At 73.8% G+C, this 19,589-nt stretch carries 19 protein-coding genes; 7 read left to right on the top strand and 12 right to left on the bottom strand.

From position 1 onward, the window contains the following. Position 1 precedes the first annotated feature (1 nt). The 7 genes from O7618_RS04690 to O7618_RS04660 form a co-directional block, all read right to left on the bottom strand. The gene (locus tag O7618_RS04690; protein WP_278104715.1) at positions 2–781 is read right to left on the bottom strand and encodes an HAD-IIA family hydrolase; all 780 of its coding nucleotides are present in this window, start codon (positions 779–781) and stop codon (positions 2–4) included. Between the two features lie 36 nt (positions 782–817). After that, the gene (locus tag O7618_RS04685; protein ID WP_278104714.1) at positions 818–1,843 is read right to left on the bottom strand and encodes a ferrochelatase; all 1,026 of its coding nucleotides are present in this window, start codon (positions 1,841–1,843) and stop codon (positions 818–820) included. Positions 1,844–1,999: 156 nt separating this feature from the next. Continuing rightward, on the bottom strand, positions 2,000–2,767 hold the full coding sequence (gene fabI / locus O7618_RS04680) for an enoyl-ACP reductase FabI (RefSeq protein ID WP_269690918.1): 768 nt from the start codon (positions 2,765–2,767) through the stop codon (positions 2,000–2,002). A 22-nt stretch (positions 2,768–2,789) separates the two neighbouring features. After that, on the bottom strand, positions 2,790–3,494 hold the full coding sequence (locus O7618_RS04675; protein WP_278104713.1) for a beta-ketoacyl-ACP reductase: 705 nt from the start codon (positions 3,492–3,494) through the stop codon (positions 2,790–2,792). Between the two features lie 578 nt (positions 3,495–4,072). Beyond that, positions 4,073–5,023: a VWA domain-containing protein gene (locus O7618_RS04670; RefSeq protein WP_278104712.1), complete on the bottom strand. Its 951-nt coding sequence runs from the start codon at positions 5,021–5,023 to the stop codon at positions 4,073–4,075. Next, the gene (locus O7618_RS04665; RefSeq protein ID WP_278104711.1) at positions 5,020–5,979 is read right to left on the bottom strand and encodes a DUF58 domain-containing protein; all 960 of its coding nucleotides are present in this window, start codon (positions 5,977–5,979) and stop codon (positions 5,020–5,022) included. The genes O7618_RS04670 and O7618_RS04665 overlap by 4 nt, the downstream gene beginning before the upstream one ends. Next, positions 5,958–7,061, bottom strand: a complete 1,104-nt coding sequence (locus O7618_RS04660; protein WP_278104710.1) for a MoxR family ATPase — start codon at positions 7,059–7,061, stop codon at positions 5,958–5,960. The genes O7618_RS04665 and O7618_RS04660 overlap by 22 nt, the downstream gene beginning before the upstream one ends. Positions 7,062–7,302: 241 nt before the next feature. Between O7618_RS04660 and O7618_RS04655 the strand changes: the two genes are divergently transcribed. From O7618_RS04655 to O7618_RS04645, 3 genes are all read left to right on the top strand, one after another. Beyond that, the gene (locus O7618_RS04655) at positions 7,303–7,530 is read left to right on the top strand and encodes a hypothetical protein (RefSeq protein ID WP_278104709.1); all 228 of its coding nucleotides are present in this window, start codon (positions 7,303–7,305) and stop codon (positions 7,528–7,530) included. A gap of 52 nt (positions 7,531–7,582) precedes the next feature. Then, a complete protein-coding gene (locus O7618_RS04650) occupies positions 7,583–8,110 on the top strand; it encodes a PH domain-containing protein (RefSeq protein WP_278104708.1) in 528 nt (175 codons plus the stop codon). Between the two features lie 415 nt (positions 8,111–8,525). Beyond that, entirely contained in the window at positions 8,526–9,905 is a 1,380-nt protein-coding gene (locus O7618_RS04645) for a PH domain-containing protein (RefSeq protein WP_278109913.1), read from the top strand. A 76-nt stretch (positions 9,906–9,981) separates the two neighbouring features. Here O7618_RS04645 and O7618_RS04640 read toward each other — a convergent pair whose 3' ends face one another. Beyond that, the gene (locus O7618_RS04640) at positions 9,982–11,040 is read right to left on the bottom strand and encodes a phosphatase PAP2 family protein (protein ID WP_278104707.1); all 1,059 of its coding nucleotides are present in this window, start codon (positions 11,038–11,040) and stop codon (positions 9,982–9,984) included. A 127-nt stretch (positions 11,041–11,167) separates the two neighbouring features. Here O7618_RS04640 and O7618_RS04635 point away from each other — a divergent pair, with 127 nt between their 5' ends. Beyond that, positions 11,168–11,569 (top strand): hotdog domain-containing protein, encoded by a 402-nt coding sequence (locus O7618_RS04635; protein ID WP_278104706.1) that lies wholly within the window; start codon positions 11,168–11,170, stop codon positions 11,567–11,569. Continuing rightward, positions 11,566–12,396 (top strand): MBL fold metallo-hydrolase, encoded by an 831-nt coding sequence (locus tag O7618_RS04630; RefSeq protein ID WP_278104705.1) that lies wholly within the window; start codon positions 11,566–11,568, stop codon positions 12,394–12,396. The genes O7618_RS04635 and O7618_RS04630 overlap by 4 nt, the downstream gene beginning before the upstream one ends. A 13-nt stretch (positions 12,397–12,409) precedes the next feature. On the opposite strand, the gene O7618_RS04625 is transcribed toward O7618_RS04630, so the two are convergent. Together O7618_RS04625 and O7618_RS04620 are read right to left on the bottom strand one after the other, a co-directional pair. Further along, a complete protein-coding gene (locus O7618_RS04625; protein ID WP_278104704.1) occupies positions 12,410–13,312 on the bottom strand; it encodes an aminoglycoside phosphotransferase family protein in 903 nt (300 codons plus the stop codon). A gap of 57 nt (positions 13,313–13,369) precedes the next feature. Next, positions 13,370–13,816 (bottom strand): MarR family transcriptional regulator, encoded by a 447-nt coding sequence (locus O7618_RS04620; RefSeq protein ID WP_278104703.1) that lies wholly within the window; start codon positions 13,814–13,816, stop codon positions 13,370–13,372. A gap of 106 nt (positions 13,817–13,922) precedes the next feature. On the opposite strand from O7618_RS04620, the gene O7618_RS04615 reads away from it, so the two are divergent. Then, complete coding sequence (locus tag O7618_RS04615; RefSeq protein WP_278109912.1) at positions 13,923–15,095, top strand: multidrug effflux MFS transporter; 1,173 nt, start codon at positions 13,923–13,925, stop codon at positions 15,093–15,095. A gap of 80 nt (positions 15,096–15,175) precedes the next feature. Here the strand turns inward: O7618_RS04615 and O7618_RS04610 are convergent, their stop codons facing one another. Beyond that, positions 15,176–16,105, bottom strand: coding sequence for a carbohydrate kinase (locus O7618_RS04610; protein ID WP_278104702.1), 930 nt, complete (start codon positions 16,103–16,105; stop codon positions 15,176–15,178). A gap of 321 nt (positions 16,106–16,426) precedes the next feature. Between O7618_RS04610 and O7618_RS04605 the strand changes: the two genes are divergently transcribed. After that, positions 16,427–17,566 carry a lytic polysaccharide monooxygenase gene (locus O7618_RS04605; RefSeq protein WP_278109911.1) on the top strand — a complete coding sequence of 380 codons (1,140 nt, stop codon included), beginning with the start codon at positions 16,427–16,429 and terminating at the stop codon, positions 17,564–17,566. A gap of 56 nt (positions 17,567–17,622) precedes the next feature. Here O7618_RS04605 and asnB read toward each other — a convergent pair whose 3' ends face one another. Continuing rightward, positions 17,623–19,584 carry an asparagine synthase (glutamine-hydrolyzing) gene (gene asnB, locus O7618_RS04600; RefSeq protein ID WP_278104701.1) on the bottom strand — a complete coding sequence of 654 codons (1,962 nt, stop codon included), beginning with the start codon at positions 19,582–19,584 and terminating at the stop codon, positions 17,623–17,625. Positions 19,585–19,589: the final 5 nt, after the last annotated feature.

The raw sequence follows: 19,589 nt of genomic DNA, 5'->3' as shown, positions 1-19,589 counted from the left end.
CTCAGACCTCGTCGATCAGGTCGGCCACCGAGTCGACGATCCGGGACGGACGGTACGGGTATCGCTCCGCCTCGGCCCGGCTGCTGATGCCGGTGAGCACCAGGATCGTCTCCAGCCCGGCCTCCAGCCCGCACAGGATGTCGGTGTCCATCCGGTCGCCGATCATGGCGGTGGACTCCGAGTGCGCGTCGATGGTGTTCAACGCCGAGCGCATCATCATCGGGTTGGGCTTGCCGACGAAGTAGGGGTCCACCCCGGTCGCCTTGGAGATCATCGCGGCCACCGAGCCGGCCGCCGGAAGCGCGCCCTCGACCGAGGGGCCGGTGGCGTCCGGGTTCGTGCAGATGAACCGGGCGCCGTCGTCGATCAGGCGGATCGCCTTGGTGATCGCCTCGAAGCTGTAGGTGCGGGTCTCCCCCAGCACCACGTAGTCCGGGGCGAAGTCGCTGAGCACGTAGCCCACCGCGTGCAGGGCCGTGGTCAGGCCGGCCTCACCGATCACGTACGCGGTCCCGCCGGGCCGCTGGTCGGCCAGGAACTGCGCGGTGGCCAGCGCGGACGACCAGATCGCCTCCTCCGGCACGTCCAGCCCCATCCGGGCCAGCCGGGCCTGGAGGTCACGCGGCGTGTAGATGGAGTTGTTCGTCAGCACCAGGAACGGTTTGCCGGAGGCGCGCAGCTTCTTGACGAACTCCGGGGCGCCGGGCACCGGCTGACCCTCGTGCACCAGCACGCCGTCCATGTCGGTGAGCCAGCTCTGCACCGGCTTGCGGTCATGCATCGTGTCGTCCCCAGGGTGTCGATGGGCGGTCGGGGGTCAGGGCCGGCGGGCCGGGGGTACGCAGCACAGCGCCGGACAGGTGTCCCAGGCCGGCAGCGTGCCGAGGCGACGGCGCTCCTCGTCTGCGGCGGTGCGCTCCCGCACCAGCTCCCGGACCATCGCCACGAAGCGCGGATCGGTGCCCGGGGTGCCGGCCCGGACGAAGTCCAGACCGAGCTGCTTCGCCGTCTCCAGGGCCTCGGTGTCCAGGTCCCAGACCACCTCCAGGTGATCGGAGACGAAGCCGATCGGGCTGACCACCACGCTCGTCACCCCCTGCTCGGCGAGGCCGGTGAGGTGGTCGTTGATGTCCGGCTCCAGCCACGGCACCTGCGGCGGGCCGGACCGGCTCTGCCACACCAGCTCGTACGGCAGGTCGGGCGCGGCCGCGGCGTGCACCAGGCGGGCGGTCTCCTCCAGCTGCGCGGTGTAGCGGCCACCGTGCGGGCCGGCGGTGGCCGCGGCCGAGACCGGGATCGAGTGGGCGGTGAAGACCAGCCGGGTGCTGTCCCGCTTCCCCGGATCGAGCTGGGTCAGCGCGGAGCGCACCGCGTCGGCGTGCGGCTCGACGAAACCGGGATGGTCCCAGAACTGGCGCAGCTTCTCGATCAGCGGGGCGTCCGGACCGACCGCGGCCCGGGCCGAGGCGATGTCCTCCTGGTATTGCCGGCAGGACGAGTAGCCGCCGTAGGCGCTGGTGACGAACGCCAGCGCCCGGGTGATCCCGTCGTCGCGCATCCGCGCCACCGTGTCGGCGAGCATCGGGTCCCAGTTGCGGTTGCCCCAGTAGACCGGCAGGTCGACGCCGTTGGCGGCGAAGTCCGCCCGGATCGCGGCGAGCAGGTCGCGACACTGCTGGTTGATCGGGGACACGCCGCCGAAGTGCAGGTAGTGCTCCGCGACCTCGGCCAGCCGCTCCGACGGCACCCCGCGCCCCCGGGTCACGTTCTGCAGGAAGGGGAGAACGTCCTCGGGCCGTTCCGGGCCACCGAAGGAGACCAGCACCAACGCGTCGTACGCCATGGCCCCATTCTTCCCCGCCGACCGTGACGCTCGTGCGACGCCCCCTGCTCAGCGCGGTTACGCCTCGGCGCCAGCGGTTAGGAGGGGCCCCTTCTTATCGCATTCTGCATAAGAAGGGGCCCCTCCTAACCGCTGGCGGTGGGGGCGCCGTTCAGCTCAGGCGCCGATGGCGTGGTAGCCGCCGTCGACGTGGACGATCTCGCCGGTGGTGGCCGGGAACCAGTCGGACAGCAGCGCCAGGCAGGCCCGCGCGGCCGGCTCGGAGTCGGTGAGGTTCCAGCCCAGCGGGGCCCGCTCGGTCCAGGCGTCCTCGAACTGGTCGAAGCCGGGGATGGACTTGGCCGCGATGGTGCGCAGCGGGCCGGCCGCGACCAGGTTGCTGCGGATGCCCTGCTTGCCCAGGTGCAGCGCCAGATAACGGGAGGCGGACTCCAGCCCGGCCTTCGCCACGCCCATCCAGTCGTAGACCGGCCACGCCTTGGTCGCGTCGAACGTGAGGCCCACCACGGCGCCGCCCGACGACATCAGCGGCAGCGCCGCCATGGCGAGCGACTTGTAGGAGAACGTGGAGACCTGCAAGGCGGTCGCCACGTCCGCCCACGGCGCGTCGAGGAAACCGCCGCCGAGGCAGCTCTGCGGCGCGAAGCCGATCGAGTGCACCACCCCGTCCAGGCCGTCGACGTGCTCGCGTACCCGGTCGGCGAGACCGGCCAGGTGCTCGTCGTTCGTGACGTCCACCTCGATCACCGGCGCCGGCTCGGGCAGCCGCTTGGCGATCCGCTCCACCAGGGAGAGGCGGCCGTAGCCGGTGAGCACGACCTGGGCGCCGTTCTCCTGGGCGAGTTTCGCCACGGAGAACGCGATGGAGGCCTCGGTGATGACACCGGTGACCAGCAGCCGCTTACCGGCCAGGAGTCCGGACATTGCGCAGTTCCTCCGTGCTCTCTCAGTGACCCATGCCGAGGCCGCCGTCGACCGGGATGACGGCGCCGGAGATGTAACCGGCGGCGTCCGAGGCGAGCCAGGTGACCACCCCGGCCACCTCCTCCGGCTCGGCGAACCGACCGGCCGGGATGGCCTTGCGGTATTCGGTGCGGCGCTCCTCGGGCAGCGCGGCGGTCATGTCGGTGGCGATGAAGCCGGGCGCCACCACGTTCGCGGTGATGTTGCGGCCACCCAGCTCACGCGTGATCGAGCGGGCCACGCCGACCAGGCCGGCCTTGCTCGCGGCGTAGTTGACCTGGCCGGGGCCGCCGTAGAGGCCGACCACCGAGGAGATGAAGATCATCCGGCCCCACTTGGCCCGGAGCATCTTGGTGGAGGCGCGCTTGGCGACCCGGAACGAGCCGGCCAGGTTGGTGTCGACCACCCGGGTGAACTGCTCGTCGGACATCCGCATGATCAGCGTGTCGTCGGTGATGCCGGCGTTGGCCACCAGCACCTCGACCGGGCCCAGCTCGGCCTCCACGGCGGCGAACGCGGCGTCGACCGACTCGGCGTCGGTCACGTCGCAGCGCACCCCGAACAAGCCCTCGGGCGCCTCGCCGCTGCGGTGGGTCACCGCCACCCGGTCGCCCTGCTTGGCGAAGGCCTGCGCGATGGCCAGCCCGATTCCCCGGTTTCCGCCGGTCACCAGCACGGTACGGGCCACGGGTCCCCCTCTGCTCAACTGATCTCCCGGTCGGTCGGAGCCTAGGGGTTACCGACAGGTAAGCGCTAACCCGCCCAGGTCACCGCCGGGTACCGACCACGCACGCCGCCGCCCGCGCCGGGCGCCCTGCCCGGACGCGCGGTCCGCGCGCCGCCGGTGTACGCTGATCACTGTCTGCGGGCCGGTCTGCGCCCGCGTTCCGGGCCCCGCCGACCGCAGGAGGTGATCGCTGTGCGAGATAGCGATCCTCCCAGTCGTGGCCGGGCCCACCGTCAGCCCCGCTGAGCCACGGCTCGGTCGACGCGGCTGACCCGCTTCCCGCCCCTCGCACCGCATCCACTCCCCGGCCGGCATCGCCGGGGGTGGCGCTGCCGCGCGGCGGAGCACCCGGTCACGACTTCGTGTGCGTCTTTCCTGGTCCCCCTCGCGGCCCACGTCACCGGGCCGACGCCTCGCCACGGAGCACAACCATGAGCCGTTACGCCGCACCGCTTGGCTTCACCCTCGCCGCCGTCTGGGTGGCGGTCCTGTTCGTCCTGGCCGGCGGGGGTCACTGACTCCCGCCGGCCCGGTCCGGCTCAGATCAGCCGGGACGTCCAGAGCAGGCTCAGGCCGCTGGCGCAGAGCGCCAGGAGCAGCGCGATCCCCGCGTACCACTGGGTGATCTCCCGCGGCTCCGTGCGGTAGCCGATCGAGCTGCCCATGTCCTGGTAGACCTGCTTCAGCTCGCTCACCGAGGCGGCCTCGTAGAAGAAGCCCTGGGTGGTCTCCGCGAGCTGGGACAGCGCGGTGCGGTCCACCGGCACCCGCTGGAGCTGGCCGCCGATGTCCACCTGGCCCGAGTCGGTGCCGAACGCGATGGTGGAGACCGGCACGTTCGCCGCCTGCGCCGCCGCGGCGGCCTCCTCCACCGACCGGCCCGACGTGCGGTAGCCGTCGGAGAGCAGCACGATCCGGGCCGGCGGGATGCCGGCGGCGCCGTCGGCCGGCACCGACCGGATCGCCTCCAGGCAGGTGAACACCGCCTCGCCGGTGGCCGTCGCCTCGGCCAGCACCAGCCCGTCGATGGCGGCGGTCACCGCGCCCCGGTCCTTGGTCGGCGCCACCAGCACGTTCGCCGACTTGGCGAACGAGACGAGACCCAGGTTGTAGCTCTCCGGCAGCTCGCCGACGAACTGCTTCGCCGCCTCCTGCGCCGCCTCCAACCGGTTCGGCGCCACGTCGTCGGCCTGCATGGACAGCGACACGTCGATGGCGAGCATCACCGTGGCCCGCTCCAGCGGCTCCCGGGTGTCGATCGCCGGCCGGGCCAGCGCGGTGGCCAGCACCAGCAGGCAGAGCAGGAACACCGTCGCCGCCGCGTGCCGGCGCCAGCCCAGCCCCTTCGGCGCGACGGTGCGCAGCAGGTCGACGTTGCTGAACCGCAGGGCGTACTGCCGGCGGTGCAGCTGCCGCCAGACGTACGCGGCGGCGAGGGCGAGCACCGGCAGCACGGCCAGCAGCCACCACGGTTGCAGAAAACGGATCATCGGGTCGTCCCTCGGGTACGGGCGTGCCGTTGCGCGGCGACGAAACGCACCATGTCCAGCAGCCAGTCTCGGTCGGTACGCAGGCGCAGGTGGGCCGCGCCCGCGGCGCGCAGCTCGGCGGCGATCGCCCCGCGTTGGGCGGCCGCCGCCTCGGCGTACCGGCGGCGCAGCCCGGGGTCGGCGGTCTGCACCTCGTGCAGTTCGCCGCTCTCCGGGTCGACCACCGGCAGCACCCCCACGTCGGGCAGTTCCAGTTCACGCGGGTCGACCACCTCGACGGCCAGCACGTCGTGCCGGACCCGCAGCTTGCGCAGCGGCCGGCCCCACTGCTGCGGTGGCGAGAGGAAGTCGGAGATCACCACCGCCACCCCGCGTCGGCGCGGCGGACGGTTGAGCAGGTCGACGAGTGCGCCGAGATCGCTGCGTCCGGGCCGGACCTCGGTGCCGGCGACGGCGCGCAGCAGCCCCTGCGCCTCCTTGCGACCGGCCCGGGCGGGCAGCCGCAGCAGCGTCCCCGGCCCGCCGCCGGCCGCGCCGGTGCCGACGACCGCGCCGATCCGGTTGCCGCCGCGCACGGTGAGATGGGCCAGCGCGGCCACGGCGGCGACCACCACGTCGCGTTTGAGCCACCGCCCGGTGCCGAAGTCGAGGCTGGCCGACAGGTCGACCGCCAGCCACGTCTCCAACTCGCGGTCGGCCACCGTCCGCCGCACGTGCGGCATGGTGGTGCGGGCCGTCACCGGCCAGTCCATCCGGCGCACGTCGTCGCCGGGGCGGTATTCCCGGGACTCTCCCGCCTCGCTGCCCGGCCCGGGCAGCAGGCCGGCGTAGTCGCCCTGCAACAGCCCGTCCAGCTTCCGGGTGACCATGAGCTGCAGCCGGGCCAGCACCGCGCCGGAGCGGTCGCCGGCGGCCGGCAGGCGGGTGGGCGGGGTCACGGCCGCTGCCCGGGCCATCCGTTGGGTCCGACGGCCGGTGGTGGCGTGGCCTGCTGTCGCGGCGCGACGGCGGGCAGCGGGATGGTCGACATCACCCGGTGCACGATGTGGTCGGCCGGCACGTCGTCGGCGAGCGCGTCGTAGCTGAGCACCAGCCGGTGCCGCAGGATGTCCGGCGCGATGTCCTGCACGTCCTGCGGCAGCGCGTAGTCCCGCCCGCGCAGCAGCGCCAGCGCGCGGGTGGCCCGGACCAGGCCGAGCGAGGCGCGCGGGCTGGCGCCGTACTGGATGAGCTGGGCCACGTCGGGCATGCCGTGCTCGGCGGGGGCGCGGGTGGCGAGCACCAGCCGGACCGCGTAGTCGACGAGCGCGTTGTGCACGAAGACCTGGTCGGCCTTGCGCTGCAGGGCGATCAGGTCGGGGGTGTCGAACACCCGGGCCGGCTCGGGCGGCGTCACGCCCATCCGGTAGACGATCTCGCGCTCCTCGGCGTCGGTCGGGTAACCCACCACGATCTTCATCAGGAACCGGTCCCGCTGCGCCTCGGGCAGCGGGTAGACACCCTCCTGCTCGATCGGGTTCTGGGTCGCCATCACCAGGAACGGGTCCGGCACCCGGTGCGTCTCCCCGCCGATGGAGACCTGCCGCTCGCTCATCACCTCGAGCAACGCCGACTGCACCTTGGCCGGCGCCCGGTTGATCTCGTCGGCGAGCAGGAAGTTGACGAACACCGGGCCCAGCTCGACGTCGAACTTCTCGCTGGACTGCCGGTAGATCCGGGTGCCCATGATGTCGGCGGGCACCAGGTCGGGAGTGAACTGGACCCGGGCGAAGGAACCGCCGACGACCCGGGCGAGCGTCTCCACGGCGAGCGTCTTGGCGACGCCGGGCACGCCCTCCAGCAGACAGTGCCCCCGGGCCAGCAGCGCGACGAACATCCGCTCGACCATCCGGTCCTGACCGACGATCACCCGCTTGATCTCGAACAGCGCCCGCTCCAGCAGCGTGGCGTCCTGCGCCGGGGTGGTGGTGGCCGGCGGCGACGCGTCCGGCGGCGCCTCGGTCGGGTTCGGCACGTCGGGCGTGGTCGGCTGGGCCACCGGTCCTCCACAGCTGGGTCGTCGTCGCGGCGTGATGCGTGTCAAGACTGTCATGCCTTGCTGAGAGCCGGAGGTGGGAGAGGCACGATTTTCGCCGCGCCGTTACCGGTCGCTCGGAAAACGCTGAACACGGGTGGACAACCAGGGGTCCGGCGCGTGTACGATTCACCCCGTCGCCGGGCGGCTCCCCCCGTGGCCGCCCGGCGCTAAAACTTCCGGCGTGCGGCCTAGACTCGCCCCGGTGACCACTCCCACCCCGGACGACGCGCCGATCTGCTCGGCGCGGGGGTGTCGTGCCCCCGCGACGTTCCAGTTGCGCTGGCAGAATCCCCGACTGCACACGCCGGACCGGCGCAAGATCTGGCTGGCCTGCCCGGCGCACCGCACGTCGCTCGGTGACTTCCTCGACGCGCGCGGCTTCCTGCGCGAGGTGGTGCCGCTGCCCGGATCGCCTACGCTCGAATCGTGAGCGAGCAGACGACCAGGCCCCACCCTGCCGGCGGACACGGCGGTCCCACCCGGTGAACGCTGACGACCTCACCGGCCCGCCGACCACCCCGCCCGGCCCGTTGGAGCCCTGGCCGGAGACGGTCCGCTGGCAGCCGATCTCCCGCGACCTGATCTGGGTGGAACTGATCCGGCTCGGCATCGGCCTCGCGGTGGCGCTGGTGGTGCTCGGCGCGGCGTGGACGTTCTCCGGGCACTGGCTGCTGGGCGCCGTCGTCGGCGTGGCGCTGCTGCTGTCCGCCTGGCGGACGATCACCATCGTGCGCGCGGTCCGCGCCTGGGGGTACGCCGAGCGCGACGACGACCTGCTGGTGCGCCACGGCCTGCTGGTGCGGCGGCTCTCCATCGTCCCCTACTCGCGGATGCAGTTCGTGGACGTGAGCGCCGGTCCGCTGGAGCGCGCCTTCGACCTGGCCACCGTGCAACTGCACACGGCCGCCGCGGCGAGTGACGCCCGCGTGCCGGGCCTGCGCCCGGCCGAGGCGTCCCGCCTGCGCGACCGGCTCACCGCCCTGGGCGAGGACCGGGCGGAAGGCCTGTGAGCGCGAGGAGCGAGCCGGGGTCGCGAGCACCGCAGTCGCGAACGAACGACCGCCCGGTGAGCGCGAGGAGCGAGCCGGGGTCGCGAGCACCGCAGTCGCGAACGAACGACCGCCCGGTGAGCGCGAGGAGCGAGCCGGGGTCGCGAGCCCGGCAGTCGCGGACGGTGGTCCTCCGGTGAGCGCTTCGAGTGCGCCGCCGCCGGCGGAACGGCCCGGCTCGCCGGCCGCCCCGGGCCCGGCGACGAACGGGCAGCCGTGGCCGCCGACGCCGGGGTACGGCCCAGCCACGCCGGCGCCCGACGATGCCCCGCCGCCGGGCCACGGTCCTCCGCCCGGCCACCCTCCGCCGCCCGGCCACGGAACGCCGGCCGGCGCGCAGACCCAGCCGTGGCCCGGCGCGGTGCCACCCGGCCCGGTGCCACCGGGCGCGTGGGGTCCGGCGCCGTGGGGGCCGCCGGGCGGCGCGGAGCCCCGACAACGGCTGCACCCGCTGAGCCCCGCGCTGCACGGCGCGAAGTCGCTGGTCGTGGTGATCGCCGGCCTCTCCTGGTCGACTCTGTCCCGGGTCGGGTTCGGCTGGTTCGCCGTGCTGGTCGCGGTCTTCGTCCTCGGGGCCACCGTACTCTCGGTGGTCAGTTGGTGGAACACCGGCTACCACGTGGTCGGGCGCGAGTTGCGGGTGCACGAGGGGCTGTTGTGGCGGCGTACCCGGGCCATCCCGCTGGAGCGGTTGCAGGCGGTGGAGGTGGTCCGGCCGCTGCTGGCCCAGCTCACCGGCCTGGCCGAGCTGCGGCTGGAGGTGGTCGGCGGGGGCAAGACCGAAGCGCCGCTGGCGTACCTCGGGGTGAACGAGGCCAGCGCGTTGCGACAGCGGCTGCTCGCCGTTGCCGGTCGCGCCCCGACGCCGGCGCCCACCGCCGACGGCGCGCCGGCCGCGCCCGCCACACCCGGGGTGCCGGCCGACCTCGCGCCGGCCGGCCGCCGGCTGCACGCGGTCCGTAACCAGGACCTGCTGGTCAGCCAGTTGCTCACCCCGCAGGCGTTCCTGCTGCCGCTCGGCCTGGCCTTCGTGGTGGCGCAGTTCCTCTCCGAGGGCTCCTGGTCGTTCATCGCGGTGGCCAGCACGCTCACCGCGATGGCGGGTGTGATCCTGCAACCGGTCCGTCGGGTGCTCGACGACTGGAGCTTCCGGCTCGACGCCGAGGTCGACACGCTGCGGGTGCACAACGGGCTGCTGGAGACGCGGGTGCAGACGGTGCCGCTACGCCGGGTGCAGACGGTCGGGGTGACCTGGCCGTTGCTCTGGCGGATGAAGGGCTGGCTGCGGCTGCGGCTGGAGGTGGCCGGCTACTCGGCCGGTGAGCCGGACGACCGGAACCGCCCGGACCGGCTGCTGCCGGTCGGGGACGCCCGCACCGGTGAGCTGGTGGTGGCGGAGGTGCTGCCCGGCGTCCGGCTGGACGCGCTGCCCGGCACGCCACCGCCGGTGCGGGCCCGCTGGCTGCGCCCGCTGAGCCGGGCAGCGGTCGGCGCCGGCCTCGACGAGCGGGTCTTCGTGGCCCGTTCCGGCTTGTTGACCCGCCGGTTGACGCTCGTGCCGTACGCCCGGATCCAGAGCGTTCGGGTCACCCAGGGGCCGGCCCAGCGGCGGCTGCGGCTGGCCACCGTGCACGCGGACACCGCCGGTGGCACCGGCGCGGCGGCGGTCGACCGGGACCTGGGCGACGCGTGGGCGCTGGCCGCGGAGTTGACGGCGCGCGCACGGGCCGCCCGCCGCGCCGACCGCTCCTCGTAAGGAGGGGCCCCTTCCTAACGCATCCGGTAGAGGCGGGGCCCCTTCTTAACCACTGCCACGCGTCCGGCCGGGCCGGTCAGCGACGGTCGGCGGGGACCGCGTCGCGGTCGGAGTCGAGCGCGGTGTCCGGGCCGGCCGCCGGCGCGGTGACGCCGGTCACGGCGGCCGGCGTCCCGTCCCGGCGGGCGCGGCGGGCCCGCCACCAACGCTCGGCCAGGCCGACCACCAGGAACGTCATCCCCACGTACGCCCAGCCGACCAGCACGTCGATCAGGTAGTGCTCGCCGCTGTACATCAGCGTGAACGTCATGGCCAGCGGGTAGGCCAGCAGCAGCGGCCACCACCGCTTGCGCACCGAGCGCAGGAAGAACAGCACCACGAACAGCGCGAACGCGGTGTGCAGCGACGGCATGGCGGCGACCGGGTTGGAGGCGATCTGGCCGGCGTTGAGCAGGTTGCCCGCGCCGTGCATGCCGATCTCCTTCCACCCCCGGGTGGAGATCCGGGCCACCTCGGTGAGCAGCCCGTTCTGCGCCGCCCACCACGGCGGGGCGGCCGGGTAGACGAAGTAGGTGACCAGGCCGGCGGCGCACAGGAACCCCCAGCGGGCCATGTAGCCGAGCCAGCGTTCCCGGTTGCGCATCCAGAGCACCGCGGCGGCGGCGAGCGTCGCCACGAAGTGCGAGAAGTAGATCCAGCTCACCAGCACGTCCCACCAGCGCACCTGGTCGGGGTCGTAGAGGTGCTGCTGGAGCCAGACGGTCGGCACCTCGCCGCCGGTGGCCCACCCGGTCAGGAACCGGTCGGCGACGATCAGCTCCATGGCGTGCGGGGTCGCGCCGTTGTCGGCGAACCCGCGGGAGAGGTTGTACGCGGCGAGCAGCAGCACGACCGGAATCCAGTCCCGGGCGAAGCGCAGGTGGCTGCGCCAGGGCCGGTTCGAGTTCCAGGCGACGGTGCCGGCCCAGATCCACAGGAACGCGTACGCCGGGTCGGTGGGCAGGCCGATGGCGAGCCAGGCGGCCACGAAGGCGACGCCCCAGACGGCCATGGCGATCACGCGACGGCGCCCGCCGTCGGAAGACGGGGTCGGTCCGGCGGGGGCGGGGGGCGGGGGATCTGTCAGCACGGCCATCGGGGTCAAGGTTAACGGCGGGCTACGGGACGGCCGACGCCGACCGTCGGGAAGCAGGCGCGCCGCGACGCCCGGCGCCCGGCCGGACGCCGGACGGCCCGGTGGTCGCTGCACTAGGCTCGGCCGCATGCAGGAGCAGCCGGAGTCGCCCCTCGCCCCGGGAATGACCGCCCGGGTGGAGCTGACCGTGACCGACGCGGACACCGCCCTGGCGCTGGGCTCGGGCGACGTGCCGGTGCTCGGCACCCCCCGGGTGGTGGCGCTGGCCGAGGCGGCGACCGTGGCGGCCGTCGCGCCCGGGATGCCGGCCGGGTCCACCAGCGTCGGCGTCCGGGTCGAGCTGGAGCATCGCGCGGCCACCCCGGTCGGGCGGACGGTGTCCGCGCACGCCGAGTTGGTGAAGGTCGACGGCCGCCGGCTGGTCTTCGAGGTGACCGTCACGGACGGCAGCGCGGTGGCCGCGCAGGGGCGCGTCGAGCGGGCGCTCGTCGACCGGCAGCGCTTCGTCGAGCGGGCCGCACGCGCGTGACGGCCGGCGGCTTCTCCGAGATCGCCGCCGGCGTGCACCTGCTGCGCGAGCCGCTGCTGCACGTCAACGTGGTGCTGGTGGTGGGCGACGGCGCGGCCCTGCTGGTCGACACGCTCTCCAGCGCCGGGCAGGCCCGCGAGCTGGCGGCGGCGGCCCGGGCGGTCACGTCGCACCCGTGGACGATCGTCAACACCCACCACCACTTCGACCACTGCTTCGGCAACGCCACGCTGGCCGGGCCGGACACCGCCGTGTACGCCCAGGCCCAGGCCGTGGCCGTGCTACGCGACCACCCTGACGAGCTGCGCCGGGCGGCGTACGAGGAGATGCGCGGCGAGCAGCCGGCACTGGCCGAGGAGCTGGCCCGGACCGAGCTGCGGGCGCCGACGCACGAGGTGCACTCCGAGACGGTGCTGGACGTCGGCGGCCGGCGGGTGCTGCTGCGCCACCCGGGGCCCGGGCACACCGACGCCGACCTGGTGGTGCACGTCCCGGACGCGGACGTGCTGGTGGCGGGCGACCTGGTGGAGCAGAGCGCACCGCCGGCGTTCGAGGAGTCGTACCCGTTGCGATGGCCGGACGCGGTGGCCGACCTGCTGCGGTTGACCACGCCGGCGACGGTGGTGGTGCCGGGCCACGGCGAGCCGGTCGACGTGGCGTTCGTCCGCGAGCAGCACGACCGGCTCGCCCGGCAGGCGTGGTTGATCCGGGCCGGTCACACCGGCAGCGCCCCGCCGGAGCGGGTGGCCGCCGAGTCGCCGTTCGGGGCCCGGCCCGGCCTGATCGCGGCCCGCCGGGGCTACGCCGAGCTGGACGGCACGGCGTGAGCGGCCGGCCGGTTCAGCCGGCGTCGGCCGCGATCGACCGCAGCCGGGCGCGGCACTCGGCGACGAACGCCGGGAAGGTGTGCCAGTAGTACGCCACGCCGCCGGCCGCGGCGGCGATCGCCCAGGCTCGGGCCCGCGTCCAGGTCACGTCGTCCACGCCGAGCGTCTCCCGGTAGGCGTGCCGGGCCTCGGGCGGCAGGTCCCAGGTGGGGGCGTGTTCCGCGTCGGGGTGCCCGACGGTGAGGCCGCCGAAGTCGATGACCGCGTGCAGCCGGCCGTCGCGGGCCAGCAGGTTGGTGGGCTTCAGGTCGCTGTGCAGCCAGACGTGCGGCCCGGTGGGCTCGGGCCGGGCGAGGCCGTCCCGCCACAGCCGTTCCAGCAGGTCGACGTCGACCTCCGGGCCGATCGCGCGCCGGCAGTCGTCGAGCGCCCCGCTGATCCACTCGTCGCAGGGGTGCAGGCTACCGCCGCGATATCCGCTCAACTCGCCCGTGCGGGTCGCGCCGCCCAGGTCGAGCGCGTGCAACTCCCGGACCGCGGCGGCCAGGTCGGCGCCGAACGCGGCCCAGTCGGAGACGGTGTCGGGCCGGACCTCGGCGCCGTCGATCCAGCGGTAGACCGACCAGGGCAGCGGAAACGCGGCGGACGGCTCGCCGGCGTGCAGCGGCTCCGGCACCGGGTACGACAGTCGCGCCGCCAGGCGGGGCAGCCACCGCTGTTCCTTGCGCAGTGAGGCGGCCTTCTCGGCGGTGCGGGGCAGGCGGACGAGCAGGTCGTCGCCGAGCCGGTACATGGTGTTGTCGGTGCCGCCGCCGGCGGGCCGGATCGGCAGCGCGGCCCATCGGGGGCACTGCTCGGTCAGGAGCGAGCGGACCACCGACTCGTCCACCGGCACCTCGTTCTGGTGCAACGTCACGGAGGGATCATGGTGCCCGGGCCGGCCGACGGCCACCGATTTCCGCGACCGCGCCGGTCAGGGGCGGGCGCGCAGCGCGGTGAGCAGCGCGTCCAGGTGTGGGGCGGCGGCGAGCATGGCCGCGCGGGCCGGCGGGTCGAGGGCGGCGAGTGCCTCGGTGAGCAGCGCGGCGCGGTGGACCTCGTAGTCGGCTGTCCGCCGGTGGGCGGCCTCGGTGAGGCGCAGCCGGACCACCCGCCGGTCGGCCGGGTCGCGGTCCCGCACCAGCAGCCCGGCCTCGGTGAGGTCGCGCACCAGCGTGCTCACCGTGTTGGCGGCGGTGCCGAGCCGCGCGGCCACCTCCTTGCCGCTGATCCCCGGTGCGGCCCGGACCAGCAGGAGCACCTCCACCTGCGCCTCGGGCAGCGGCTCCCGGTCGGCGCGGGCGTGGGTACGTCGGCGCAGCAGCCGGTGCAGCTCACCCAGCCCCGCGCCGAACCGGGCGATCTCCTCGTCGGTCGCCACCGGGTCACCTACTTCACATCGCAGTAGTTCTGACTACAGAGTTAAGGTAACCGTCGTGAGCCAGACCGCGCGGACCGCCGCGCGCCCGCCCGTCGACCGACCCGGCATGCCCGGCGGCGGCGTGACCCTGCTGGTGCTGCTCGGCACGCTCACCGCGATCGGTCCGCTCTCGCTGGACATGTACCTGCCGGCGTTCCCGGCGATGGCCCGCGAGCTCGGCGCCGACCAGGCCGGCATCCAGCTCTCGCTGACCACCTGCCTGATCGGCCTGGCCCTGGGCCAACTGGTCACCGGCCCGCTCAGCGACCGTTTCGGCCGTTGCCGCCCGGTGCTGGTCGGCGTCGTCGCGTACGCCCTGCTGGCGCTCGCGTGCGCCGCGGCGCCCACCGCCCCGCTGCTGGCCGCCGCGCGATTCGCCCAGGGCCTGGCCGGCGGCATGGGCGTGGTGGTCGCCCGCGCGGTGGTCCGCGACCTCTACTCCGGCCGGGACGCGGCGAAGTACTTCTCCCGGCTGACCCTGGTCTTCGGCGTCGCGCCGGTGGCCGCGCCGAGCGTCGGCAGCCTGGTGCTCCGGTTCGGCTCCTGGCGGGCGGTCTTCCTCACCCTGGCCGTCATCGGGGCGGTGCTCGCCGTCGCGGTCGCGCTGCGCCTGCCGGAGACGCTGCCGGAGGACCGTCGCAGCACCGGCGGGCTGGCCAGCACCGCCCGGACCATGCGGTCGCTGGCCGCCGACCGGGTCTACCTCGGGTACGCGCTGACGCAGGGCTTCGCGTTCGCCGGGCTGTTCGCGTACATCTCGGGGTCGTCGTTCGTGTTCCAGGACGTCTTCGGCGTCTCGGCAACCGTGTTCAGCGTGCTCTTCGGGGTGAACGCGCTCGCCCTGGTCGCCACCGGGCAGGTCAACGCCCGGCTGCTCGACCGGTTCAGCCCGCGCCGGCTGCTGGTCACCACGCTGGTGGTCGGCCTGGTCACCGCCGGCGGCGTGCTGGCCGGCGCGCTCGCCGCCAGCCTCGCCGTCACGGCGGTGGCGCTGTTCGCGTTCGTCGGCTCGCTGGGCATGGTGATGCCGAACAGCACCGCGCTGGCGCTGGACGCGCACGCCCGGCACGCCGGGACCGCCGCCGCGCTGATGGGCGGCATCCAGTCGGTGGTCGGCGCGCTGGCCGCGCCGCTGGTCGGGCTGGGCGGCGAGGGCAGCGCGCTGCCGATGGCGGCCGTGCTGGCCGGCGCCGCCACGCTCTCGCTGACCGCCGTCCTCACCCTTGCCCGGCGGCGCTGACCGCCCGGCGCGGCGCGCGCCGCGCGGTGTTAACAGGGGGCCCCGCCTCTACCGAATGCGTTAACAAGGGGCCCCGCCTTTCACGCGAAGCGGGCGGTGACGGCGGCGCGGGTGGGCATCGCGGCGGCGCCGCCGGGTGACTCGCAGACCAGGCCGGCGACCCGCAGCGCGAACGCCACCCGCTCCCGCCAGCCGGTGGCGTCGGCCGGCTCGCCGGCGGCGAGCAGCTCGGCGACCAACGCCCCCATCACCGAGTCGCCCGCGCCGGTGGCGTCCATTGCGTCGACCTTCGGCGCCGGCACGCGCACCACGTCGTCGGCGGTCGCGACCAGCGCGCCGTCCGCGCCGAGCGTGACCACCACCGTGGTCGCGCCCAGCTCCCGCAGGTACGCCGCGACGCCCTCGACCGGCTCGTCGGGGTAGAGCACCCGGGCGTCCGCGGCGCTCAACTTCACCAGGTGTGCCGCGGCGGCGAACTCGGCCACCACGCCCCGCAGCGCGTCGAGTGCGCCGGGCGCGATGAGCAGGCTGGGGCGCACGTTCGGGTCGAACACCCGCAGCCCGCCGGCGATCGCCCAGGCCCGGCGCGCGGCGGCCAGCACCGGCGGGTCGAGCAGCACGATCGAGCCGCAGTAGAGCACGTCCGCGCCCTCGACCAGCGCCACGTCCAGGTCGTCCGGGCCGAGCAGGGCGTACGAGCGCGGCTCACCGTAGAACCGGAACTCCGGCTCCGGGCCGGCGAAGGTGGCCACGGCCAGCGCGGTCGGGGCCGGCACGGTCACCGTCCCGGCCACACCCACCCCGGCGGCGGTGAGAGCGGCGCGGATCCGGCCGGCCAGCGCGTCGTCGCCGAGCGACCCGACGAACTGCACGTCGCCGCCGAGGCGGGCGATCGCCACCGACACGTTGAGCGGCCCACCGCCGACGACCTGCCGGTAGACGGGTTCCCCGTCGTGCTCGGCGTCGAGCAGGTCGACCAACGCCTCGCCGAGCACCACCGCGTAGCCCATCCTGGCTCCCCTCGTCGTCCTCCCTCGATCCTGGCGCATGGCGCGGGGCGACGCGACCGGACCCATGGCATCGACAGATGGCTATTGCGTGTGGCCGCCGGACGTGATGGGATGGCGCTACCGGAAGGGCGCGGGGGGCTGCCGCGTCACCGGGTCGAGCCGACGCGAGGGCATTCCCGGTCCGTGGCACGGACCGCAGGCGGTGCGCGCCTCCCGACGGCCCCGGCCGCAGGCCGACCGCCGGGCGCGGGCACCGCGATGATCGCATCCGCTCGTCGCAGCGGGGCGGGCCGAACCGGGCCATGCTCCGCGAGTCAGGAGATCCCTGTGCACCGATCCCGTACGGCCGCGCTCGTCACCGCGGCCCTCACCCTGGCCGTGGGCGCGTTCGCCCTGGCTTCCGGGCCCGACCCGGCCGCCGCGCACGGCGCGGCGATGACGCCGGGCGCCCGCACCTACCTGTGTTGGAAGGACGGCCTCACCGGCAGCGGCGAGATCCGTCCCAACAACCCCGCCTGCGCGTCGGCCGTCGCGGAGAACGGGGCGAACTCGCTCTACAACTGGTTCAGCGTGCTGCGCTCCGACGCGGGCGGCCGGACCACCGGGTTCATCCCCGACGGCAAGCTGTGCAGCGGCGGCAACCCCAACTTCAGCGGCTACGACGCGGCCCGCAACGACTGGCCGGTCACGCACCTGACGGCCGGGCGGTCGATGGAGTTCCGCTACAGCAACTGGGCGCACCACCCCGGCACGTTCTACTTCTACGTGACCAAGGACAGCTGGAGCCCGACCCGGCCGCTCGCCTGGAGCGACCTGGAGGCTCAGCCGTTCCTGCAGGTGACCAACCCGCCGCAGAGCGGCGCGGTCGGCACCAACGACGGCCACTACTACTTCACCGGCACGCTGCCGACCAACAAGAGCGGCCGGCACATCATCTACTCGCGCTGGGTCCGCTCGGACAGCCAGGAGAACTTCTTCGGCTGCTCCGACGTGACGTTCGACGGCGGCAACGGCGAGGTGACCGGCATCGGCTCGGGCAACGGCAACCCCACGCCGACGCCCACCACGCCGACGCCGAGCCCGACCAGCCCGACGCCGAGCCCGACCGCCCCCACCCCCACCCCCACGGCGTCGCCGACCATGCCGCCGCCCGGTAGCGGTACCTGCATGGCGGTCTACAAGGTGGTCAGCGCCTGGGGCAACGGCTTCCAGGGCGAGGTCGAGATCATGAACCACAGCACCCAGACGTTCGCCGGGTGGACCGCGAACTGGACCTGGCCCAACGGCCAGACCATCAACCAGGTGTGGAACGGCACGCTGAGCGGCAGCGGGGCGTCGGTGACGGTCACCAACGCCGCCTACAACGGCAGCGTCCCGCCGGAGGGCAGAACCACGTTCGGCTTCACCGCGAACTACTCCGGCCAGAACACGCTACCCACGGTCACCTGCACCGGCAGGTGACCCGGCACTGAGAAGAGCCCCCGGCGCGCTGCCGGGGGCCCTTCGTCACGCCCGGGTCAGCGGACCATGCTGCCCACGACCGGCTTGGTCAGCAGTGCGGACTGGTTGCGCTGGATGCCCGGGTCGAGCGTCTTCGCCACGAAGATGGCGTGCCAGATGCAGAAGATCAGCACGGTCCACACCTTGCGGGAGTGGTCCGCCTCCTCCCGCTTGTGCTCCTCCAGCAGCCGCATCGCGTAGGACAGGTCGATCAGGTCGCCCGCGCCCGAGGTGGCCAGCACGTGCCGGGCCCACTCGTACATCTCGCCGCGCAGCCAGACCCGGGTCGGGGTGGGGAAGCCCAGCTTCTTGCGGTTGACGATGGCCGGCGGCACGACGCCCTGCAACGCCTGGCGCATGGCGTACTTGGTGGCCTCGGAGCGCGGCGGCAGCTTCAGGTCCACCGGGATGCCGGCCGCGACGTCGAACACCTCCCGGTCCAGGAACGGCACCCGGACCTCCAGCGAGTGCGCCATCGAGATCCGGTCCGCCTTGACCAGGATGTCGCCGCGCAGCCAGGTGTAGAGGTCGACGTACTGCATCTTGGTGACGTCGTCCAGTTCGGTGCACTCGGCGTAGATCGGCGCGGTCACGTCGGTGTAGCGCACCGAGGGGTCGTAGCGGCGCAGCAGGTGCTGCTTCTCCTCCTCGGTGAACATCCGGGCGTTGCCGTAGTAGCGCTGTTCGATCGGGGTGGTGCCGCGCTCCAGGAAGCTCTTGCCCTTGACCCCCTGCGGGATCGCCTTGGAGACCGCCCGCAGGCCCTTCTGCACGCCGTCCGGCAGGCCGTTGACGCTGCTCAGCGACAGCGGCTCGCGATAGATCGTGTAACCGCCGAAGAACTCGTCCGCACCCTCGCCGGAGAGCACCACGGTGACGTGCTCGGCGGCCTTCTTCGCCACGAAGTAGAGCGGCACCAGGGCCGGGTCGGCGACCGGGTCGTCCAGGTGCCAGACGATCTTCGGCAGCGCGTCGATCATGTCCTGCGGCCCGATCTTGGTCGGGATCGTGGTCACGTCGAGGTGCCGGGCCGACTCCTGGGCCACGTCGATCTCGGAGTAGCCGGGCACGTCGTAGCCGACGGTGAAGGTGAGGATGTTCGGGTTGAACTCGCGGGCCAGCGCCACCACCGCGGTGGAGTCGATGCCGCTGGACAGGAACGAGCCGACCGGCACGTCCGAACGCATGTGCATCCGGACGCTCTCCCGCAGCGTCTCCCGGATGTCGTGGTAGAGCCGCTGCTCGTCGGGGACCGGGGCGGGCCGGAACACCGGCCGGTACCAGCGGCGCACGTCGATCCGGCCGTCCGGGCTCCAGGTGAGGTACTCCCCCGAGCCGATCCGGCTGATCCCCTTGTGCAGCGTGCCGGGCTCCGGGACGTACTGCAGGGTCAGGTAGTGGCTCAGGTTGGCGGCGTCGATCCCGGCGTCGCCCTGGTAGGCGGAGTGCGCGAACGGCAGCAGCGCCTTCTTCTCCGAGGCGAGGTAGAGCCCGTCCTGGGTCTGCAGGTAGTGCAGCGGCTTGATGCCGAAGTAGTCGCGGGCGCCGAACGCCCGCCGCTCCTGCCGGTCCCAGATCACGAACGCGAACATGCCGCGCAGCTTGGTGAGCACCTGCTCACCCCAGTAGTGGTAGCCGGCGACGATCACCTCGCCGTCGCCGTTGGTGGCGAACTGGGCGCCGTGGTCGCGGATCAGCTCGTCGCGCAGCTCGATGTAGTTGTAGATCTCGCCGTTGAAGGTGAGCAGGTAGCGCCCCCCCGCGTAGGGCAGGGGCTCGTGGCTGAGCGCCACGTCGATGATCGCCAGCCGCTTGTGCGCGAACACGCCGTCCGCGTACCGGCCGGAGGCGTCGCCGACCACCTCGACCCCGGTCTCGTCCGGGCCCCGGTGGTGCAGGCACTCCAGTGCGCCGGCGATGTGGTCGCGGTGGGCGGCGGCGTCGCCGCGCGCGCTGAAGAAGGCCAGGAGTCCGCACATGACGG

It is taken from the genome of Micromonospora sp. WMMD980, assembly GCF_029626035.1.
In the GTDB taxonomy this organism is placed as follows: domain Bacteria; phylum Actinomycetota; class Actinomycetes; order Mycobacteriales; family Micromonosporaceae; genus Micromonospora.
The sequence above is the reverse complement of the archived record's forward strand: the minus strand, read 5'-3'. Positions and strand labels throughout refer to the sequence as shown.